12 protein-coding genes are annotated in these 21977 nt (G+C 57.4%); 6 read left to right on the top strand and 6 right to left on the bottom strand.

The genetic code is table 11. From position 1 onward, the window contains the following. Positions 1-22: 22 nt before the first annotated feature. Together SH410x_RS19730 and SH410x_RS19725 are read left to right on the top strand one after the other, a co-directional pair. Positions 23-1153, top strand: a complete 1131-nt coding sequence (locus SH410x_RS19730) for a mandelate racemase/muconate lactonizing enzyme family protein (protein WP_473670156.1) — start codon at positions 23-25, stop codon at positions 1151-1153. A 105-nt stretch (positions 1154-1258) separates the two neighbouring features. Beyond that, positions 1259-2098 carry an alpha/beta hydrolase family protein gene (locus SH410x_RS19725; RefSeq protein ID WP_473670154.1) on the top strand — a complete coding sequence of 280 codons (840 nt, stop codon included), beginning with the start codon at positions 1259-1261 and terminating at the stop codon, positions 2096-2098. Positions 2099-2375: 277 nt separating this feature from the next. On the opposite strand, the gene SH410x_RS19720 is transcribed toward SH410x_RS19725, so the two are convergent. Together SH410x_RS19720 and SH410x_RS19715 are read right to left on the bottom strand one after the other, a co-directional pair. Beyond that, the gene (locus tag SH410x_RS19720) at positions 2376-3818 is read right to left on the bottom strand and encodes a DUF1501 domain-containing protein (RefSeq protein ID WP_473670152.1); all 1443 of its coding nucleotides are present in this window, start codon (positions 3816-3818) and stop codon (positions 2376-2378) included. A gap of 8 nt (positions 3819-3826) precedes the next feature. Continuing rightward, complete coding sequence (locus tag SH410x_RS19715) at positions 3827-6814, bottom strand: DUF1553 domain-containing protein (protein WP_473670150.1); 2988 nt, start codon at positions 6812-6814, stop codon at positions 3827-3829. 240 nt (positions 6815-7054) lie between these two features. Between SH410x_RS19715 and SH410x_RS19710 the strand changes: the two genes are divergently transcribed. After that, a complete protein-coding gene (locus SH410x_RS19710) occupies positions 7055-7594 on the top strand; it encodes a sigma-70 family RNA polymerase sigma factor (protein WP_473670148.1) in 540 nt (179 codons plus the stop codon). A 47-nt stretch (positions 7595-7641) separates the two neighbouring features. Then, entirely contained in the window at positions 7642-9366 is a 1725-nt protein-coding gene (locus SH410x_RS19705) for a LamG-like jellyroll fold domain-containing protein (RefSeq protein WP_473670146.1), read from the top strand. Between the two features lie 324 nt (positions 9367-9690). Here SH410x_RS19705 and SH410x_RS19700 read toward each other — a convergent pair whose 3' ends face one another. From SH410x_RS19700 to SH410x_RS19685, 4 genes are all read right to left on the bottom strand, one after another. Beyond that, positions 9691-10323 (bottom strand): DsbA family oxidoreductase, encoded by a 633-nt coding sequence (locus SH410x_RS19700; protein ID WP_473670144.1) that lies wholly within the window; start codon positions 10321-10323, stop codon positions 9691-9693. Between the two features lie 149 nt (positions 10324-10472). Further along, entirely contained in the window at positions 10473-12209 is a 1737-nt protein-coding gene (locus SH410x_RS19695) for a PPC domain-containing protein (protein WP_473670142.1), read from the bottom strand. Further along, positions 12209-13552 (bottom strand): DUF1501 domain-containing protein, encoded by a 1344-nt coding sequence (locus tag SH410x_RS19690; RefSeq protein WP_473670140.1) that lies wholly within the window; start codon positions 13550-13552, stop codon positions 12209-12211. The genes SH410x_RS19695 and SH410x_RS19690 overlap by 1 nt, the downstream gene beginning before the upstream one ends. A gap of 10 nt (positions 13553-13562) precedes the next feature. Beyond that, on the bottom strand, positions 13563-15797 hold the full coding sequence (locus SH410x_RS19685) for a DUF1549 domain-containing protein (protein WP_473670138.1): 2235 nt from the start codon (positions 15795-15797) through the stop codon (positions 13563-13565). Positions 15798-16398: 601 nt separating this feature from the next. Between SH410x_RS19685 and SH410x_RS19680 the strand changes: the two genes are divergently transcribed. Both SH410x_RS19680 and SH410x_RS19675 read left to right on the top strand, forming a co-directional pair. Beyond that, positions 16399-19443, top strand: a complete 3045-nt coding sequence (locus SH410x_RS19680) for a c-type cytochrome domain-containing protein (protein WP_473670136.1) — start codon at positions 16399-16401, stop codon at positions 19441-19443. 437 nt (positions 19444-19880) lie between these two features. Next, on the top strand, positions 19881-21707 hold the full coding sequence (locus tag SH410x_RS19675) for an SLC13 family permease (protein ID WP_473670134.1): 1827 nt from the start codon (positions 19881-19883) through the stop codon (positions 21705-21707). The last annotated feature ends 270 nt before the right edge of the window (positions 21708-21977 follow it).

Below are 21977 nucleotides of genomic sequence, written 5' to 3'. Positions count from 1 at the left end.
TAACGACAACGCAAATGATCTTATGAAAATTCGAGAAATACGCTGCGCGGGTCTGCGTGGGGCAACGCCCGAGGGCGGCTGGAGCAATGAACTGCGTCCCGACGATTGTGTGCATACGCTCATCGCGGTCCATACCGATGAAGGTACCGTGGGGCTGGGGAGCGTGTTCACCAACGATGCGTTGGTGCAGGCTGCATTGAACCTACTCGAGCCATTGTACCGGGGCGAAAGTGCGCTCGAACCAGAGCGTGTCAGCGAGAAACTACATCAACACATGTTCTGGCTCGGCCGTGGCGGTTCGGTCACCCACGCGATCAGCGGCATCGACATCGCGTTGTGGGATTTGCTCGGTCAAGCGAGCGGACAACCGGTTGGCCGCTTGTTAGGCGGACGGTATCGCGAACGCGTGCAACCCTACGCTTCGTTGCTGATGGACGAGCCGAGCAAACTAAGCGATCACTTATTGGCGGTGAAGGCCGAGGGATTTCGCGCCTTCAAAATTGGTTGGGGACCGTTCGGGCGTGTCAGTGCGGCGACCGATCGCGCGATCGTCGAAGCCGCGCGAGAAGCGATCGGCGACGATTGCCGTTTGATGGTCGATGCCGGCGGCAGCGACGCGTTTTGGCCAAACGGCTACAAGTGGGCACGAAATACCGCCGCCATGTTGGCCGAGTACGACGTGCACTGGTTCGAAGAACCACTGTCTCCCGACGCCATCGAAGATTATGCCAAGCTCCGCGAGCATTCACCGGTTTCGATCGCAGGCGGAGAGGTGCTCACACGCCGCCAAGCGTTCATGCCTTGGATGGCCGCTCGAGCGCTGGACATCGTCCAGCCGGACGTCACCAAGGTTGGTGGCATTAGCGAAGAACGCCGGATCGCTTGGATGGCCCAAGAACACGGTATCCGCTTCATTCCGCACGGATGGAATACTGCTGTCGGACTGGCTGCCGATTTGCACCTTGCCTCGGCCTTCCCAGGCACGGACATGGTTGAGTACTTGACCGGCTCGCCCTTCATCGACGAACTGAGTTCGAACGCCTTCCAACTCGATTCCGATGGCATGCTCGCCATTTCGAGTCGCCCCGGTCTCGGGCTCGACCTTGATCGCGACATCGTGGGAAAATACACCGGCGGAGCGAAGTTGCTCTAACGGCATCCTGCGGGAGCCGACCAATATGATTTCCTATTTCGAATTCTCAAGTATCCCTTGCTAATTACCATGCGTGAACGACATCCTCATCGCCTATCATTCCGCTTGTCATTCGCCAGATGCGCGTTGGTGCTGTTGACACCCTCGATGGCGTTGGCTCAAGATCAATCGTCCTCTTTCGCGTCGATGGTCGATCAAACCTTCACTGCGAACTTCGATGGCAGCGAGCAAAAGTACGTCGAACTGACGCCCCATGGATTCGCTGCGGACGAGCCGGTTTCGGTGTTGATCGCGTTGCACGGGCACGGTGCGGATCGCTGGCAATTTGCCACTCAAGGACGAGACGAGTGTCGAGCGACACGCGATGTTGCCGCTGCAAACGGCATGCTCATGATTTCGCCAGACTACCGTGCCAAGACATCGTGGATGGGGCCCGCCGCCGAAGCCGACGTGTTACAGATCATCCGTATCGTGAAGCAACAGTTCCAAGTGCAACGCGTCATGATCAGTGGCGGATCGATGGGGGGCACCTCCGCGTTGACCTTTGCGGCACTGCATCCCGATCAGGTGGATGGGGTGGTCGCCCTCAACGGTACCGCAAACCATGTCGAGTACGAACGATTCCAAGACGCGATCAGCCAATCGTTTGGCGGATCGAAGCGGGAGGTTCCTGAGGAATATCACCGCCGCAGTGCAGAGTTTTTTCCTGACCGATTCACGATGCCGGTCGCTGCCACCACGGGCGGTCGAGACGAGGTAGTGCCGCCGGAAAGTGTTCAGCGTCTACTCTCGAAACTCCGCAAACAATCTCCGAAAGTGCTCGGTATCCATCGTCCCGAGATAGGCCACAGCACGAACTACGAGGACACGACGCGAGCATTCGATTTTGTGATTGCCGCCTGCCAAGCGGATTCGCGGGTACCGCAGCCGGGCGGACAACAATAGTGATCATGACGCGGCAGACTCGCCTCCGCGGTGATCGCCCAATTCAAAAAGCCCCATCACTGTCACACAACCCTTCGTCATCGCTCCACTGAACGACCGGGGCAGATCCATTTAGCGGAATCGGGGGCCTGGGATCACACCTGTCTGCACCGGACAACCCATCGCCGGACGGCGTGCCCCCTGTCGCCCTGCCGGGTCTCTATCAACGAGCCGCACCGAAGGTGTATCGGGAAGCCAAAGGAGACCACATGGTGCGCCGTCTCGAGCAATGAGGAAGCTAAATCAGATCGTGGAGGACGTGCCCATGGACGTCCGTCAGGCGGCGGTCAACGCCATCGTGGCGGACCGTTAGGCGTTTGTGATCGATCCCCAATTGATGCAGGATCGTCGCATGAATGTCGTAGACTTGAGTGGGGTTCAGACGGTCCAACGGCTTGTATCCCCATTGATCCGATTCGCCATACGTGACTCCACCGCGGATCCCTCCCCCGCACATCCAATTGGTGAACACATACGGATTGTGATCGCGCCCCTTGCTCCCCTGCGTGCTAGGCATCCGACCAAACTCTGTGGTCCATAGCACGATCGTGTCTTCCAACATGCCCGTTCGCTTGAGGTCTTTCAGCAGCGCGGCCGTTCCCACGGCCATTCCACTGGCCAAGGGTCGATGATCACGCTCGATATCTTCGTGCGAATCCCAGTTGCGGCGAGGAAAACCGTTGTCATTTCCCGACCAGATCTGTACGAAGCGAACACCGCGTTGGAGCAATCGGCGGGCGATCAAACACTTGCGGCCAAAATACTCCGCCTCTTCGGCTGGATTAATCTTGTCGGGATACGTGGCCCCAATCCGATCCAATCCGTACAACTTCATCGTCTCTGCAGTTTCGCCCGAGATGTCCAACGCTTCGGGCGCGCTCAACTGCATTGCCGCCGCCAATTCGTAAGATCGAATCCGAGCTTCCAATCGCGAGTCGCCAGCGTGATGCTGTAGATGGCGGCGGTTCATCCGATCCAGAACCGCCAAGCCGTCGCGGTCGCCGGCGGCAGTAATGAAATCGGCACGCGCGGTCAGGTCATCGATCGGGTTCTCGCGTTGTGGAAAGATGGTGGTCCCCTGCGCACTGGCGGGCAGGAATGCCGAGCCCCAGTTCTTAGGGCCGTTACTGGCAAAGCCGCGATGATCGGGCAACACGACAAACGTCGGCAGGTTCTCATTGATTGAACCGAGCCCATAGCTAACCCACGCTCCCATACCGGGAAATCCAGGGCGTTGGAAGCCGGTCGCTTGCAGGTAGGTGCCCTGCGAATGGACACCGGTTTTGCCGACCATGTTGTGAACAAAAGCGATGTCGTCAACACACTCGCCCAACGGCGCTACAACATCGCTCAGCTGTTTGCCTGTCTTCCCATAGGGGGCAAACTTGAAAGGCGACTTCATCCACGGTCCCAAACCGTTTTGAAACGCTTCGACGGGTTCGCCGAAGTCCGATTGCTGCCCGTGAAATTTTTCCAGCAGCGGTTTGTGATCCCACAGGTCGATGTGGCTGGCACCGCCGGCCATGAACAACTGCACCACACGTTTCGCTCGGGGCGGATGATGCAGCACTTCGACCGCACCACCACTGGCCGATTGCACATCGTTTTGTAGCATCGCCGCCATCGCCAACGCACCAAACTGGGTGCCGGCTTGACGGACAAATTCTCGTCGATTTTGCATTCTAATTTTCAATCTACAAACACGAATTCACTTAGGTTGAACAAAATGCGACACAAATTGTCGAGTCCATGGACCTGTGCATAGGCGACCAAGTCGTCACGTTCGCCTGCTGTCGATGGTCGTTGGGCGAGTAATTGCATCGCAACTTCAACTTGTTCGGCAAGATCGTCGCTCTCGGACTCCAGTCGCTTTGCAAACGCTTGGGCCATCACCAAATTGAACTTATTGTTCAACAGCGAGAGCGCCTGTAGCGAGGTCAGCGTTTCATTTCGACGCGGGGTGCTCTGCGACGAGTCGGCACAATCGAGTGTCGTCAAGAAAGGGTTGGGTTGCGAGCGAGCGATGAACCGGTAGATGCTGCGGCGATGCGATCGTTTGTCCGTGGGATCGAACTTGTGATATTCAAAGTGAGGAGAATGATCCGTCTTCTCCAAGGCAAACAGATAAAACCCCGGGCCGCCCATCGTTGTGTCCAATGATCCGCTGACCGACAGAATGGAATCGCGAAGCTCTTCTGCGGAAAGTCGGCGTCGGTTGGAACGCCAACAATACTGATTGCTACCGTCGATAGCGGAATTGGCGGGATTGTCCGCCGAGGTCTGTTGATACGTATTGCTGGTGACGATCATGCGGTGCAATGTTTTCATCGACTGACCGCCGTCGCGAAACTCTGTCGCCAACCAATCGAGCAGTTCGGGATGTGTCGGTTCAGCTCCCATCCGTCCAAAGTCGTTTGGGGTGGCGACGATTCCCTGGCCGAAGTGATACTGCCAAATGCGATTGACAATTGAACGCCAAACCAATGGATGTTCCGGATCGGTCAACCACGCGGCCAATTCCGCTCTGCGTTCGGCTTCGCTCAGGTCGGCATCAAACTGCCACTGAGAATCACCTGCCAGCGGAATCACGCCGGGTACCGCAGGTTCACCCGGAAGCGAGACCTCTCCACGGTGCAAAACAAACACATCGCGTGGCTTGCCGCCGGTTGGCTTGAAATTCCCCTGAGCCACAAAGTTTGTCGCCGCCGCATAAACCGTCTGCTGCGGTGGCAGCGCAGCCAACTGGGTCTCAGCATCGACAATATTGCGTTCCGCTTCGCTGCGCCGGATGAGACGCTCGGCCGTGGTCGCTGCGGTGAGGATGGCGTCTCGCTTTCGTGTGGCTTCGGCGATTCGCCGAGTCGCGTCAGGATCTCCGATCCGCGGCCATTGATTGTCGGTCAAATTCTGCCGCCGCCAACGAATCGGTGCTTCGATCGAATCGAGCGAGTGCACCGCTGCACCAATCGCGACATTCTTATCTGCGGAAAAGATCTGCAATTCAGCGAGGGCAAAGATGAAGTCAGATTGACGCTCGGCGAGACGCGTCGCCGTGACACGAACGCGACGAACAGGTTGATCGGCAATCAAAAACTCGACCGGCATCAACCCGGGGTTGGGGAAATCAGCAGCCGTTGTGTCGGAGATCGTCGTCCGGTTGCCAGCGTCATCAATCGATTCGATCTTGAAGCGTTTGGGGAATCCGAAACCCTTGCCAATTTTGTTGAAGTCGTCTTCGCAGGCTTGCAACACAATTCGCGATGCCAGCACTTCCGCCTTCAATTCAACCTCAATCCACTTCTCGGAATCCTCCGTCGCAGCGATCTCGCTGTGATAACCATGCTCGGCGACTTTGATCGGCTCCAAACTCTTGTTCAGCTCGGCGATCTTTGTGGTGAGTTCGGCCAGTTCGGTACCACCCGACGCGGTGATCTCATCGTCGACCATTTTTTGCAGCGTTTGGGCGGCGGCCAAATGATCGTTCCACAGCTCACGTCGATGTGCGACTTCCGGATCAGTATCAAAAGTTCGATCGGCACGATCGACGGCGGCGAACACCGCTTGCAACCCGTAGTACTGTTGCTGGGTGATGGGGTCAAATTTATGATTGTGGCAGCGCGCACACTGCACCGTCACGCTGCAGAAAGTGTTCAACGCGCCGGCGACCATGTCGTCGCGATCGAGATTACGGGCGACTTTGCCATCCAGCTTCGCTTCGGGAACTTCCACATGTCCGATGAAGTCCCACGGCCCGGCAGCGATAAAACCTAACCCCAGCGTGCCGTCGGCGGTGCCGGGAAATAAGACGTCTCCCGCGATCTGCTCCTGGACAAACTGTGCGTATGGTTTGTCTTCGTTGAACGATCGAATCACATAGTCGCGGTAGGGCCAAGCGTTCGGCCGCAGTTTGTCTTTGTCGTAGCCATTGGAATCGGCGTACTTGGCGACGTCCAACCAATGCCGCGCCCATCGCTCGCCGTAGTGCTTAGATTCCAGTAATCGATCGACCAGTTTTCCGTAAGCTCTATCATCGGAATCGGGATCGGCGACAAAACGGTCGACCTCCGCTGGCGTGGGTGGCAGCCCGATCAAATCGTAGGTGACACGACGGATCAGCGTCCGCCGGTCTGCAGGCGGTGAATGCGTGAGCCCTTTTTGGTTCAATGTCCGCAGTACAAATTGGTCGATAGGAGACCGCGCCCAGGGATCGTCCGACTGGGGAACTCGGGGCCGCGAGATCGGCTGAAAAGACCACCAATCGAAATCATCGACCAAGGCTTCCTGCAACACAAAACCGTCGGGCCATACCGCCCCGTCGTCGATCCATTTCGTAATCGCCGCGATCTCCGAGGCGGCCAAGGGGTCCGCATCCTTGGGCATCTCCGCTTTGCCGTCTTCCGGAGAGATCAAATCCAACAGATGGCTAGCTGCCGAATCGCCCGGTTCGATCCATCCGTCAGCAAAAAAGACTGCTGAATCTTGCACCGAAAAGCCCCCCTTGGGCGTCTCGCCAGCGTGACACGACAGGCACCGCCTCGCCAGTAGCGGTGCAACCTGCTGTTCAAACAATTCGTCGCCACCTCCGGCCTCCACCCTACCAAGCGAGAGGGAGCCCACAGTCCAAATCAGCAGCAGCATCCACCACGTCGCGTATCGGTTTGCTTCTGGCAATAACAATCTCTCGACCCGAGTTCGGAGGATAAATGGAGGGAGTCTTCCGCAATAACTATAAATGACCCGGCGAGAGCGGGATTGGTACCCAACAGAAGAATTTTTCTGGGGGGGAGGTATCAAATCAGCGTCCGACGCGCCATCCTTGATAGCCGACGGCGCGAAAGCCGCGTCACGCGGGGAACTTTCAACCTACTGGCGTCTGAGTTTACATTTCCTCTTATGGTGCAATCGAAATCTTGCGGGATGGATAACGAAACGCCGACCGATCACGACGACTACGAATTGTTTTTACGGCTGTTTTTGCGAGACCAGTTCCGCGTACTCGCCTATATCCGCTCGCTGATCTACCAACCCTGTGCGGTCGATGACGTGTATCAGGAAACGTGCCTCGCACTATGGCAAAGCTTTGGCAGTTTCCGTCGGGAGGATGATTTTGCGGCCTGGGCGTTGGGGGTCACGCGTCATCAATTGCTCAAACATTGGCGAACACGCGACCGCGACCGACATGTCTTTAGCGAGGCATTGATGGAGGAAATGTCGGCAACGGCTCGAGCGTTGGGGCCCGAAATCAGTCACCGACAGGATGCGATGGATGAGTGCGTCAAGTTGCTGAGCGAACGTCAGCGAGAACTGATCCAACTGTTTTATGGTGAGAGTCAATCGGCTTCGGAAATAGCCGCCCGATGGCATCGATCGGTGCACGCGGTTTACAAGTCACTGAAAGTGATGCGACGATCTTTGTCCGAGTGTGTCGAGTCGAAATTAGGAAGCGATCTCGCTTGAGGTCGTCTCAAACATGAACGCGCCTGCGAACAATGGGAACTGAGAACATGCAACCGCTCGAAAACTCGACCGCTCGGCAGCGTTTGCTGGATCTAGCCGACCTGCAAATCGACGGCACCGCGTCAGCCGCCGAGGCGGCGAAATTGGAGGCGATACTGACCAACGATCCCGAGAGCCAACGGGCGTACCTGCGCTACACGCTGGTGCATGGACAGATTGGCATGACAATTCCTGCGATGCCCAGTGTCCAAAACAAGCGTCCGCCCGCAGCAAACCCAGCGGCAGTGGCGAACGCAGCGGCAGTGGCGAACGCAGCGGCAGTGGCGAACGCAGCGGCGGTGGCGGACGCGCGCCTCAACCCGCATCGATCTGTCCGTTGGCCCTCGGCGATCGCCCTCGCCGTTGCGGCCTCGGTGCTGGTCATCGTCGGGTTGCGATGGGGTCGTGATCCGCTTGCATCGCCGCGACCGACGGCTGCCGTCACGCCAGACCTGGAGGCCCATCCGGTGTCCTACAGCTACGACCATCGCGAGCGATCGCTGGAGACCGTAGGGACGATCGGCAAAAGCCGAGACGCCACCGGTCCGGTAACGCTAGCGGTTCACCAAGGTACAACGCAGTTTCGAGCGACCAGTGGTGCAAGCCTACGCGTGCAAGGCCCCGCGTTGTTGGGTATCAACTCCGCCGCCAGTGGTGTGCTCTACAAAGGCTCGGTGCTCGTCAAGTCGAACGATGGCCATTCGAACTTCTCGATCTCGACGGCGAATTTGCGGATTCTCGACGTGGGAACGGAATTTGAAGTCGATGCGATCGACGACCAACAAATCGCCGTTCGCGTGCTCGATGGACGCGTCGACGTGCAATCGCGGATTCGATTGCCGCTGTTCTACTGGGACTTCGAAAGCGACGAACCATCCCAAGCGAAGGGGGCACCTGCCCTGGAAACTCGGTTGACGTTGGGCAGCAAGGCGACACGTACCGCCGGAATTGTTGGCAACGGTGCCATTCACTTTGACAATTCAGCAGACGCTTATGTGCAGATCGACGAAGGTTTGGGGGCAAGCGTTGGGACCGGAACGATGGCCTGCAGCAGCGGGATTTCGATCGAAGCGATGTTCATCTCGCAGTGGAGCGCAAACCCCAAAGACTACGCCGAGTTCTTTCGCAAAGAAGATGGCGACTATCGGATTCTGCTCAGTTTTCAGAACGACGACAATGTCGGCGGCCATGCTTTACCAAGCGTTGCCCATGGTCCCTGTCTGTCGTTTGGATTGCATTTGGACCAGCTTGGCTACAGCGAACTCGACATGCCGCTGGACGCCGTCGATGGGCGGCCCAGCGTTGCGGAATTGACCGATGGCAAACCGCACCACGTGGTCGCAACATACGACAGCTTCAGTGGTAAAAAGAGGATATACATTGATGGCCGACTGCGGTTCGAACATCAGGTTCCAGTCGGAATCTTGGCCATCAGTGGCGGTCCGGCCAAAGCAAGTCTTGGTAACAGTGATTGGACCAAGACGGAGGCGTTCGATGGCACGCTAGATGAAGTCGCGCTGTATGATTTTGCGCTCACCACCGACGAGATTTCCGCCCACTACCAACGCGCAGTGGATGGGAAATCGTACTTTGATTCTGACCCAAAACAGCAGTCGATCGCGCGCTGGAAATCGATCACTCCCGTCATCGCCGGCACGCGTCTTGTGCTCAACAACGTCACCGGCCTGCCCGCCGACACGATCGATTCCGCCCACGAATCGATCGATAATTAGTTTCGTTCTGGGGTCGTGTCCCCTGCCGTCGCTCACTCTGGCAACCGGCATGGTTGCAATGCGGTCAATCAACTCGACTCGCCCCGCGTAGCGGTATGAGGTGGTGCCGCTTCGTCATGCAGTTCGGACTCTCCACTTGGGCGGTGCTGGGCATCGTGATGACTTCAAAATCGAACACGCTGGATGAACCCACAATGAACCCGGATGGACCGAGATATTCCCCCCGTCACCTTTTTCCCTGCCCACCTTTTTCCCTGCCCGTCACCCTTTCCCCGCCGTCTCGATCGGTGAGTTCGGTTCGTCGTTTGATGAGTCACATTTCAGTCAAGTAATCGCTTGCTTGAACGCATCAACGAATGTCTCTGATGCCTGAGCACCCGACAAAGACACTGCGTGGTTGACGATAAAGTAGGGAACGCCTGTGACGCCATGCCGCTGTGACATCTCTCTGCCGTTTGAAATGGCATCCATTCCAAGATCGCTGTTCAACAGGCCTTCGGTTGATTGCCGATCCAATCCGGCTTCAGTCGCAATGTCGATCAGCGTTTTAGGATTGCCAATGTCTTGCCCCTCGGTGAAGTAGGCTAGGAACAGTGCCTCGACGACGGCATCCTGACAGCCATTCTGACCGGCGAACCAAATGATCCGGTGAGCATCTACCGTATTCGGAGTTCGTTCCATCTTGTCGAATGCAAAGTGAATGTCTTCGGTTTCACCGACAGCGATTACGTTGGCATCGAGTTCCGCTGATCGTTCAGCGCTTCCGAATTTCGTTGTGCGGTATTCTTGACGACTGATTCCCTCTTTTGGCATCGTCGGGTTGAGTTGGAACGGGTGCCAGTGAACCAGCACGTCGTGCTGGTCGCCGAAGGAAGTGATGGCCTTTTCCAGTCGCCGCTTTCCGATGAAGCACCATGGGCAAATCACGTCAGAGATCACATCGACGGTAAGATTCATGACAGATCTTGGTTTAACGAAAAAATCAATGTAAGCATCTGCGACACACCTGTACGGAACCCACGTGATGCAGGCGTGGTCATCCCGTTGGAGCGGTTGCGAAGTACGAGGTGAATCACGCCGGCACGGGGGTCACCGAAACATGAGCGTCAGTCCTTGGCTGCTGGTGCGGTTAGCCAGAAGGTTTCGATCTGCACCGCCTCTCGCAATGCATGGGTTGCCGTGAAGAGTGCCGCGGGCGACGGTTTGTCGTCGGTTGCTGTGGGGGTGGCCGTGATGCGGAAGGGGCCCTGATAGCTGATGGCTTTGTCGGCGCTGATTTTCAATTTCACCGACTTCGATGTATCGCCCTTCACTTGCGAGACGACCGATTCGGCACGGACACCTTCGGGCAAACCCTCGGCGGTGATCGTCAACTCTTGGTCAAAACCGTGCTTCCGGGCAATCGCGATGGGAATCTCCACATTGCCGTCTTTGTTGATCGCAAATTCTGCTTCACCAACCGTCAGTTCCACGATCGGACCCGCTTCACCGATCACAACAGTGTACGCGTGACGGGGACCGTGACCGTCGACAAGATCCGAAACCTGCATTTCGACCTCGCCCGCCGTTTTGGGAGTGAACGTGACGGTGGAGTCATACTGATTGCGAACCGCATCATCGTTTCGGGCCAGTTCGCTGCCGTCGGAAACGTTCGTAACCCGCAAGACCGAGTCGAGTGGGAATCCGTGAGCTCGCGAATGCATGACAGCTTCATAACGCGTTGCCGCTTTTACCGTAAAACGCAAACGATCCGTTTCGTTCGGCTCGCTAATGTGGCCAGAGAAAACGCAGGGCAGCGAGGCAGCGGTGGCGAAATCATTGCCTCCCGCTTCCGCAATCTCGACTGCATCATGCGCTAGCGACGTTTGCCACTGCCATCCGAGAGACAATGGAGTATGAGCGATCCGCGGCGACGCGTCAGTCGCGTCTTGTAGCTGCATCTCGTATTTGGGTGGCAGATTCCAACCGAACGCTGTGCTGGCGGTCAACGCAGAATTGAGGGGGTGGACAAGTGGCAACACGTGGTCGACGTAGGCGTCGTCGGTCATGCGAATCGTATAAACAAACGATGCGGCGCCCGCGTAACCAATCGTTCCTGTGGGGACTTCGGGAAATGCAAAGATCCGTACAAATAACTCGCGATCTTCTTGGGGCAGGTAAACGAGTTGCGGATCGATGCCGTGATCATCATCGGCTTGAGTGATCACGTTGCCGCCCTCATCCACCAACTGCATCACGGCGTCCATCGGCGAACGCAGCGGCCGATGGGCAAGCGTCGATGCGACAAAGGTTCGCCCTTTCTTGAGACGAACGCGATAGGTATCAATGTCATTGGATTTGGCCAATCGACCGTACACGGCCGCGGGCAGATCAACCGCGGTCGCTTCGTTGATTTTCTGATTCGGTTCCACTTCCTCTATCGTTGCCGTTGGTTCGATCAGCAGTGGCACGAGTTTCGATGCGGAGGTTTCATCGAACAGGCGAACCCAGGCGATTCCGGGGGCGGCGTCGGGGGGCAGATTGAGACTGAGTTGACCGGATTCTTTCCCCACAACCAGTTCGACGTCTTCGCGATCGACAGTCGCCTTCACAGGCCACTGGGGGAATTTGCCTTCGGCTTTGATGTTTGTTTCACTGCCGACGCTAACCACCGGTGGGTAGAAACGATCGAGTTGAACTTGTGCACATGCCAGGGAGCAGCACACCATGCTAAGCACGAGGGAAAGGCACGCGGCGGGACAAACGCTTCCACTCAACGTCGCGGTCCGGCGCAAGCCGTCTGGTTGGGAACGAGCGAGCACGTGCAGGCGAAAGGTGGGGCGTGGTTCCATCATGTTTTGCATCAGCTCATCAATTCCGAGATCGGTGTCGCGTCGCTGACCAAGTGGACCGGTCGGCCTTCGGGGGAATACAGCATTTGCCCGGCATCGATACCGAGTTTCCGATAGACGGTCGAGACAAAGTTTTCGGGTGAGAGCACGCGTTCGACCGCTGCGTATCCATGGCGATCGGTGGCTCCAATGACTTGGCCGCCCGAGGTCCCACCGCCCGCGAACATGACGCTCATGGCATTCGCCCAATGATCACGGCCGCCATCGCCGTTGATTTTGGGGGTGCGTCCGAATTCACCCAACGCGATCACGAGCGTCCGCTCCAGCATGCCGCGTTCTTTGAGATCCGTCACCAGAGCTGCAATCGTCGCCTCAAACGGCGGCATCTTTTTGTCGTAAGCGTTGAACAGGTCGGTATGATGATCCCAGCCGCCTTGCACTAAGGTGATAAAGGGGACTCCGGCGCTGACCAATCGGCGTGCCAGCAACGCTTGTTGACCGAACGTGTTGCGGCCGTAGGCGTCGCGCACCTTGTCGGGTTCGGCGTGGATATCGAACGCGGCTTGCGATTCCGGGCTGCTGACCAGTTCCATGCCTTGAGCGAAAAACTCGTCGGCTGCCATCACCGGATCACCTGCCGCGGCGTCTTTGATTCGCCGCAACTGGTCGATTTGAGTGCGGATCTGTTGCCGGGTCGAGAATCGCTGATCCGTCAGTCCGCTGGGGATGGTGACATCTCGGACCTGAAACGACGAGCTGTTCGGATTATCGGGGACGACAAAGGGAGCGTGTTTCGCACCCAGAAAGTTAGGCCCTCCCGAGCGTGACATGCTGGGGATCGAGAAGTAAGCGGGAATGCCATCGGGAGCACCGATTTGTTGCGATACCACGCTGCCGAGGCTGGGGTGAAAACTGACGAACGCACCACAGCCCACGGGGATCCGTGGCGGTGCACCGGTCATCATGTAGTGATTGCCCGCACCATGATTGCCTTGATCGTGCCGAATGGAACGAACGATCGCCAAATCGTCAGAAATCGCGGCGAGTCGTTTCATCGGTTCGGAAAAATAAGTGCCGGGGGTTTGCGTGGCGATCGGCTGGTACTTGCCTCGGATTTCGATCGGGGCATCAGGTTTCGGATCAAACGTCTCGTAGTGACTCGGTCCCCCATCCATCCAAATCAGAATGCACGCGTCCGCTTGTTTTTTAAGGAGTGCGGGCGGCGTTTCCGATGCCTCGGCCGACGTCGCACGTAGGGCACCGGCAAGTCCGCCGGCGAGCAAGCCGTGCAGTCCGAGTTGCAGTCCGTCGCGGCGGGTGATGCCTTCGCAATTGCGATGATGTTGCAGGTTCATACGTCGGTACCTAGTTCAGGATTGAGAATTCAGGGCTATTGAGCATCGCCCACATCAGGTCCTCGATGACGCCGCGGCGATCGGCGGCGGCGTTGATCAGATTGACCGCATAGTCACGTTCGTCGGCGGTCGGATAACGCGTGAAGGTGGACAAATACAGCTCATCGACGACTTCCTGCGGCGATTTTTCACTCGCCGCCAAACTCGCGGCCCGCCCGTTGTCGGACCGCACGCGTTGGTCGAGTTGTTGTGAGTTCATCAAGTGCAGTGCTTGGGTGACCGTCGACTCGGGCATCCGTTCACACGGCGGATCTTGGTTCTCATTGGGACGGCCAAAGGTATCCAGGAAAACGGAATCAACCCGCGTCGTCCAAACCTGGTTGGCTCGCGAATCGGGCGGCATCGCCTGAAAGGAATCGGTCGTCTGCGTCACATCGGCGACCGCATCAGCCAAAACTTCGGCCCGCAATCGCCGTCGGTAGTGACGTGAATAATTTAAGCGGTCGGAAACATTCGAGGGCGTTGGCTCGGAGCTGTGCAGGTAGACTTGCGATAATGTGATCGTTTTCAAAAGATGTTTGAAGCTGTAGTCGGACGCTTGAAATTCGTCGGCCAGTGCGCTCAGCAGGGCTGGATTGGTGGCCGGGTTGGTCGCGCGAAGGTCGTCGACAGGTTCGACCAGACCGCGACCCATCAGGATCCCCCAGGTGCGATTGACTTGGACTTCGGCAAAGGAGTCGTTTTCTTTGGATGTCATCCATCGGGCAAGGGCGACGCGTGGATCAACTGGTTCGCCATCGGTCTCTTTGACTGCATCGACCGGCTCGCTGCCGGGTAGCTCAAACAGCGGCGTGGGTGTCATCGTCTCGCCGGTCAGCGGATGCGACACCGAGCCTTTGGTGGAGGTAAAGATCACTTCTTCGCCACCGGAAATCGGTGGGCTCAGCCCCGTGCCTTTGTAGCCGACTTTGGCAAAGTAGGCCGAGAACTGGTAGAAGTCTTGTTGGCTCCATTTTTCAAACACATGGTGGTGGCATTTGGCACAGTCCAACCGGATGCCTAAGAACAACTGGCTGACCATCGGTGCGACTTCGTCGGGGCTGCGTCGATCGCGATACAGCGTCGCAGCGCCGTTTTGCCAGGTGCTTCCCTTCGCCGTGACCAGCTGCCGAACGAAGGAATCGTAGGGCACGTCATCGCGGAATTGTTGACGAATCCAGTTGTCATAATTCATCACCGCCTTGATGCCGACGCGATAAGGATTCGGGCGTAGCATATCGGCCCAGTACCCGGCCCAATGATCCGCAAACTCAGGTCGATCGAGCAATTGATCGACCAGCTTCGCTCGTCGTTGGTCTTTTGTTTCGCCCTCGGTGCCATCCAGGAATTCGCGTGCCTCTTCGACCGTCGGCAACCGCCCGATCAAGTCCAGGCTGACGCGTCGCAAGAAGACATGATCGTCCACCGTCGGCGAGGGCTCGATCCCCAGAGCTTGCAATTTCTCGTAAACCTGTTCGTCAATAAAGCTATGGCGGGGCAGCGATTCAAAGATGGCAGCTGGTAGCGGTTCGGTTTGCGGGATCACCACGTTGGCGACTTCGATGTGGTACATATAGCGGGCCATCACCGCGGTTTCACCCGGCAGCGAACCGGCTTGGATGGTCCCGTTTGCGTCAACCGAAACCACTGCGTCGTCGTTCGACAAATATGTCGTCAAGCGAGTGACGTCACGCGTTGAATGGTCGCTGTAGTGGGCCGTAACCCGCAGCGATTCGGACTGCGAGGGAGTGAGCGAAAACGAATCTTGCTCGAGCGTCACGTGCTCCAGCGTCGGCTCGTCGGGGATACGGCGCGGGGCAGCTTGGGCGATCCACCGCGCCAAGGTTTCGTAGTCTTCCGAGTCTCGTTCGATTTTGCGTCCACCGCCGTGTGGCAATTCGGCTGTTGCCTTAAGGAGTAGCAAGCTGTTTTCGGGGGACGCGGGGAAAATCCGCCGGCCTCGCGCATCGCGGCTTACCGCAGCGTGGTCGAATTCAGGATCAAAGCCTAACAGCGAGAGCTGAAACCCGTTTTGGCCGCGCTGTTTTCCATGGCAGCCGCCAGAGTTGCAGGAATGGGCCGTTAGGATCGGTTGGACGTCCATCTCGAAACTGACCGGAGCATCGGCCGCGAGAGTCGGTGCACAAGCGATTGCGATGCTGCATACCCAGATCCAAAGGCAGCTTTGTCGGGTGATCTTGTGCATAGCGGTACGCGTTAAGAGAGATCAGGTAGGAGAAGCCGGATGTCGAGCAAGCAGACGTGGGCAGAAAGATTGACCGGATTAAAAAAAACAGCGATATAGTCGTCGCAAGCGATGACCTGTTTGGAGGTGACGGTGACCGCGTTTTGAGACGCGTGAACTCGCCGAGGCTCAATCATCGAGCTACCGCAGCGATAGGTGGCACTTTCGAAGGCTCGCGAAAGGTTGCGTCGAATCGCATATGCGAGTGTCACAATTGTGGGTGGGAATTCCGAAGTCGGAATCGGGGGCGGGAAGTCCAGGGAGTGCACAAATGAATGAACCAACCACCAGACTTGACCGCCAAGATAATGCTTCCTGGTCAAGATGTCAAATTATGAGTCGTCCAGGTCGCCGCCCGTTCAGCGTTCTGATTCCAGACTGTTTTTGCGTCGGGACACTCGTGAGACACTTGGTTTGAGTAAACTGGCACTCCCGCCTCGCATCTCCCACCTTCAGATCAATCGATCAAACCACCATGTTGGATCCACTTTCTTGCTCCCGTATCTGTGCACGCGAACATTCTGCCTGCGGGGCTCGCTTTTGGGTTGGGCTCGGCAAAGCCATGGCGGTTTGGATTGCATTGGTGTGCTGCACCACGTTGGCTGCAACGGCCGAACCCGTTCTACCGATTGCCCCCTTAGAGCGGACAACCCCCGTTGATTTTGCTACCGAGATCGCCCCGATCCTGAAACGCAGTTGTGTTGCGTGTCATCATCAGGGTGATGCGGAAGGGGGCTTGGTTCTCGAGTCGTACGCGTCGCTGATGAAGGGAGGTGACACGGGGCCAGCGGTGGTTGCCAAAGACGCCATGGCGAGCTTGTTGCTGATGCGAGCGACTGGCGAAGAAGATCCGCTAATGCCGCCCGAAGATAATGACGTCGGGGCGACTCCGCTGACCCCCGAGGAGTTGGGGCTCTGGCAATTGTGGATTCAGCAGGGGGCAATAGGATCCGGTGCCGGTGAAACCGAGTCGCTCACGTGGCAGCCTATTCCCGAGTCCCTGCGCGTCGTCTATGCGATGGACGTGTCACCGGACGGACAGCAATTCGCCTTTGCCCGTGGCAATCGCTTGTTCGTCGCTGACACGAACACGCCAACCGAAAACGTATTGCTCGCGGATTCCGAATTGGGTGAGGCGGGGATTGCGGACGTCGATTTGATTCAAGCGATTGCCTTTTCACCCGATGGACGTCGACTGGCCAGCGGAGGATTCCGAACGCTGCGATTGTGGAAGCGAACGCATGCACCCCTTTCGCTGACGGACGCGTTGTGGCGAAAGCCTGCCCAGTTGATGTCGGCGCACCCGGATGGTACCGCCGTGGCACTCGTCAATGCGATCGGTGATGTCGAGGTCTGGGACGTCACGACAACCGAGCGGCACGCAATCATTCCTGGACACTCAGATCCCTTGATTGGATTGGCCTGGGCCGGATCGACCGGCAATTTAGTCACCGCTGACAACGCTGGTCGCGTGACCATTCATGACACCAATGATGGAAGCGAACTCGCCTCACGGCAACTGGATGTCTCTCTGAATGAATTGACCACCTGCGGCGACGGTGTGCATGCCGCTGTGCGAACCACAAACGGTACCGTGCAACTACTGCGTTTTGTCGCGGCCGCTGACAATGCCCCGGCTGGGATCGAGACCGTGCATCAGTCTCTGAGCGATATTTCCGATGCCACCGCGATTGCGCTAATCGCCAAGCCAACGCTGGCGGTTGCGGTCGCGACTGAGTCCAGCGGCGTCTTGCTGATCGACGCCGCGACCAACCAAGTCACTCGCACTCTCGAAGCGGGGGCAATCGTTGACGCCATGGCCGTTTCCACGGATCAAACGCATCTGGTCACAGGCAATCGTGATGCGGTCGTTGCCGTTTGGGATTTAGCCGACGGGAAACAATTAGCGGCGAATACGGCGGGCGTCGAGGATGCGTTGGCGTTAGCCAAGGCGACTCGCGACGCGAATCGCCAAAAGACCTTCGTGGCGAAATTGACCAGTACAGTGAAAGAGCTTCAGGAGCTACTGAAAAAAGAAAACGACGCACTCGCGGCAATCACGAAACTACGTGATGCCGCGACCGTGGCGAATGACGCCCATGAAGCCAAGCGTGCTGCCGCAGCAGAATTGGTCGCTGCGACGCAGGCCACGATCGAAAAAAACACAGCCGACGTGACGGCGGCCGAACAGCTCCTCGATCAAGCAAAGACGAAACTCGAGAAAGCCAGCAACGAACTGAAGATACGCCAGGCAGCCATCAACCAACCCGCAACGGAGAAATCGGAGGAGGAGGCAGAGAGCGACGAAGTCACCGCCGCGGAACAGCCTGACACAGCGAAACAAGTTGCCGAGCTGCAAATGACCGTTGAGCAGGCCAAAGCCGACAGGGCAGCGGTCGAGAAGGACATCGCCAGCGGTAAGGCGTTGCTAGAAAATGCGGCGAAGGAACTTGAGACGCAGCGTGCAGCGCTCAAGAAATCCGAAGCCGAAAAGGCAAAAAGTGAGGCGGAGTTGGTCAAGCAACAGCGTCTGACCGACGCGGCCGCGGCCGCCCAAACGCGAGCCGCTAATGCAATTCCGGAGCATCAGCGTGTTGTCGATGCCGAAACTCGCCGGCTCACTCGGCTCGATGCTGAGTTGGCCTTGGTCAACGCAAATCTGACGCGACCTGGACTCGCGGTGCGCGGTGTTGCCTTCAGCCCCGATGCGAGTCGCATCGCGACGGTTCATCGAGATGGCTCGACACGCGTTTTACGCACTAGCGACGGCCAGCCTCTAAGTCAAATTCCGCCGGCGCTCTCAGACAAGGTGTCGGGCGCAGACGGCAGCGAGCGATCGAGCGTCGCGGTCGTGGGCGACAAGCTCTACCGGCTCGTCGGCTCTCGCACCCTGCAGTGCTGGCCGCTGCAACAACAATGGGTGCTCGAACGAACGATCGGGGCATTCAACAATCCCGCAGAAATTGTGGATCGCGTCACCGCCATCGCTTTTCGACCCGATGCCATGACGGTGGCGATCGGATCGGGCGAACCCAGCCGATCAGGGACCGTCAAGATTTTTGACGTTCAAACCGGCGAGCATCTTCGCGATTTAGGCGACCTTCACTCCGACACGATACTCGGCTTGGCCTTCTCTCCCGATGGGCGAACACTTGCGTCGTCGTCAGCGGATCGAACGATCGGATTGACGGATGTCGCCAGCGGCATAACGACCCGCCGATTGGAGGGCCACACACATCATGTGCTGTCGATTGCATGGCAGGACAGCGGTTCGATCATCGCGTCGGCCGGAGCGGATCAAACGGTCAAAATCTGGAATACCGAGACGGGAGAAACATCGCGAACGGTCAGCGGTTTTCAGAAAGAGGTGACGGGAATTCGATTTGTGGACGCCAGCGACCAATTGGTGGCGGCATGTGGCAGTGGCGAAGTACGGCTTGTGAACTCAACCAACGGTGCCAAAGTCCGCAGCTTCGACGCCGCGAAAGATTTTCTGTTTGCGATCGCGGTCACCCCGGACGGAAAACAATTGATCGCTGGCGGTCAAAGCGGTGTCGTGCGGATTTGGAATCTCGCCGATGGCAAACTGATTGCCGAGTCAAAGTAAGCAGGCAGGGCGTTTTCCCTGCGAACGCCCCCCGTCGCATTTGGTTCTTTCCCATTGGCTTAACTCTTCGGACCGAAGGTCCATCGGTTTGCCTAGCCCAGCCCAACGGGCTGGTTTGCGCGTCCATGAAATTCTCCCGAGGGCCAGCGGCCTGACCATTTGTGTCATCGCCGTACCATCTCAGTTTGCTGCCCCGGAGATATTCCCCCCCGTCACCCTTCCTTCTCGCACCTTTTCTTCGCGACACTTGTCGTTCACGCGACGCCTTAGGAACGCGGGATCAATAACTGGCGTAGTGGATCTTGTTAAAGATCCATCCAGAACAGGATCTTTAACAAGATCCACTACGGTAAACCCGTCACTTATTGTTCATGGTATCCTTATCTCCGAAATCACCTTGTTGTTAAACTGTGCGCATGACTAATGATATTTGGATAGTGACTTGCATACTTTTGGCGACGATCATTGCATTTTTGTTTGACCGTTTTCGGTTGGACATCGTTGCTTTTGTCTCCCTGCTAACGCTGCTACTCACTGGCATTCTGACGCCAACGGAAGCAACCGCAGGGTTCTCGAACTCGCTGGTCCTGATGATCGCGGGACTGTTCGTCGTTGGTGGTGCGATCCTGAAGTCCGGCGTCGCCGATTTGGCGGGCAATTGGTTAGGCCGAGTTGGTGGCACATCCACGATCCGACTAACCGTGACCGTGATGCTCGCCAGCGCGTTGTTGTCCGCATTTCTCAGTTCGACCGGGACCGTAGCTGTGATGTTGCCGGTTGTGCTGAGCCTCTGTCGCCGCGCCAATGTCTCGCCGTCAAAACTGCTGATCCCCCTCGCCTTCGGGGCTTCATTGGGAGGCATGTTGACGCTGATTGGAACGCCACCGAACATGGTCGTCAATCAGGAACTACGCGATGCGGGGCAGGAAGCGTTTAACTTCTTTTCATTTGCCCCCGCCGGAATTTTGATGCTGAGTCTCGGCATTGTTTTCATGTGTACGCTTGGCACGCGTCTGCTTCCAGCAAGCCGGGCTGGTGCCGGAGATGATGCGCCGCAAAATCAAGGATTCGTTTCACGTCCCGAACTCATTCACAGCTACGGTGTTGACGGTCACGTTTGCGAAATCAGAGTCCCTCACGGATCGACTTCCGCCGGACGCACGCTGCGCGAGCTAGGGCTTCGCACCACCTATCACGTCAGCGTGCTGGCGGTTTCTACGCCCAGTGCGACAGGGGCAGGTGCGCGGGGACCAGTGGTGCGCAAATGTGATCCTGACACGCTTCTGCAACCCGGTGATACTTTGTTTATCAAAGCATCCAGTGAGGCAGCCATTGCAAACCTAATTCGGGAAGGGCAGATGGAACTGGTGGCGTCACCGGCGGCACTGCCGAAGGAGGTTCATCTGGCCGAAATCATCATTCCGCCGCGATCGGAGTTTGTCGGCCGGACGATCCGCGACGTGGATTTCTTTCGCGTTTACGGAGCGACGGTGCTGGCACTGCAGGTTCGAAACCAGCCCGTCAGGACTCGGACATCGGACACTCCGCTCGGGCCAGGCGACACGCTGCTGGTCGCCGCCAATCCAAGCGCTTTGAAGAGGCTGAGGAGATCCCGAAACAACATCTTGCTGGTCAGCGAACAGGCCGAACGAAGAGAGACGCCGCTTGCTCCCGCTGGCCGCTGGGTCGTCGTCATCCTGATTGGAATGCTGATTGCGATGAGTACCGGCGTCGTCGCAAACGTAACGGCCGTCCTCGTCGCCGCCACACTGATGGTGATTGCCGGAGCGTTTCGCGGCACCAACGCTTACCACAGTATCAATTGGGAGAGCATTGTGATGATCGCCTCTGTGATGCCGCTCGCAACCGCATTGGAAAAGACAGGGGTATTTGATTTGGTCGTTGATGCGATTGTGGAAAGCCCTGGACTAACCAGTCCGCGAATGCTCCTGCTGCTTCTATTCGTGGTCACTTCACTACTGAGCCAAGCGATCTCAAACACCGCGACCAGCGTGTTGATTGCTCCACTTGCACTCGATCTTGCCGAGCAGCTTGGCGTTTCTCCCTATCCCTTGCTGATGGGGGTCGCTTTGGCTGCCTCGACAGCATTTTCCACGCCTGTTGCGTCACCGATTAACGCTTTAGTCGCTGGAGCGGGGAATTATCGGTTCACTGATTTTTTAAAGGTCGGCGTGCCGCTCCAACTGCTGATTCTCCTTGCGACACTCGCCACCGTGCCGTTTCTATTTCCGTTCGATCCGTGAACATTGCTGGAAACGCATCTGCAACCGATCCTGCAGCGGATTGGTTTGGACACGCATGGTTGGTGCGATGCGGTGCGTAAGTATGGTCGCATCTTCCAACGCGCGGCGGGTACGCCTGAGAGTCTTGCAAGTGAAGCGTGTCGACGCGGTCAGGGCTGGCTCTGTGCTCGAGAGAACCCGTTGGGCCTCTCATCGGTCTGACGGCATAGCAAATCATCCGATTTCGGGATTGTATTGGGATGGCTGCTGCGCGGTGGGGCGCTATTCAGC

Source organism: Rhodopirellula sp. SH410, assembly GCF_055811895.1.
Note: the sequence above shows the minus strand (reverse complement) of the source record. Positions and strands in the feature narration are given on the sequence as shown.

What these genes read in the sequence shown, in the direction of transcription:
- SH410x_RS19730 (WP_473670156.1), top strand. Translation starts at nt 23, where the DNA reads ATGAAAATTCGAGAAATACGCTGCGCGGGTCTGCGTGGGGCAACGCCC.
- SH410x_RS19720 (WP_473670152.1), bottom strand. Translation starts at nt 3,818, where the DNA reads ATGCAAAATCGACGAGAATTTGTCCGTCAAGCCGGCACCCAGTTTGGT.
- SH410x_RS19710 (WP_473670148.1), top strand. Translation starts at nt 7,055, where the DNA reads ATGGATAACGAAACGCCGACCGATCACGACGACTACGAATTGTTTTTA.
- SH410x_RS19705 (WP_473670146.1), top strand. Translation starts at nt 7,642, where the DNA reads ATGCAACCGCTCGAAAACTCGACCGCTCGGCAGCGTTTGCTGGATCTA.
- SH410x_RS19700 (WP_473670144.1), bottom strand. Translation starts at nt 10,323, where the DNA reads ATGAATCTTACCGTCGATGTGATCTCTGACGTGATTTGCCCATGGTGC.
- SH410x_RS19695 (WP_473670142.1), bottom strand. Translation starts at nt 12,209, where the DNA reads ATGCAAAACATGATGGAACCACGCCCCACCTTTCGCCTGCACGTGCTC.
- SH410x_RS19690 (WP_473670140.1), bottom strand. Translation starts at nt 13,552, where the DNA reads ATGAACCTGCAACATCATCGCAATTGCGAAGGCATCACCCGCCGCGAC.
- SH410x_RS19685 (WP_473670138.1), bottom strand. Translation starts at nt 15,797, where the DNA reads ATGCACAAGATCACCCGACAAAGCTGCCTTTGGATCTGGGTATGCAGC.
- SH410x_RS19680 (WP_473670136.1), top strand. Translation starts at nt 16,399, where the DNA reads ATGGCGGTTTGGATTGCATTGGTGTGCTGCACCACGTTGGCTGCAACG.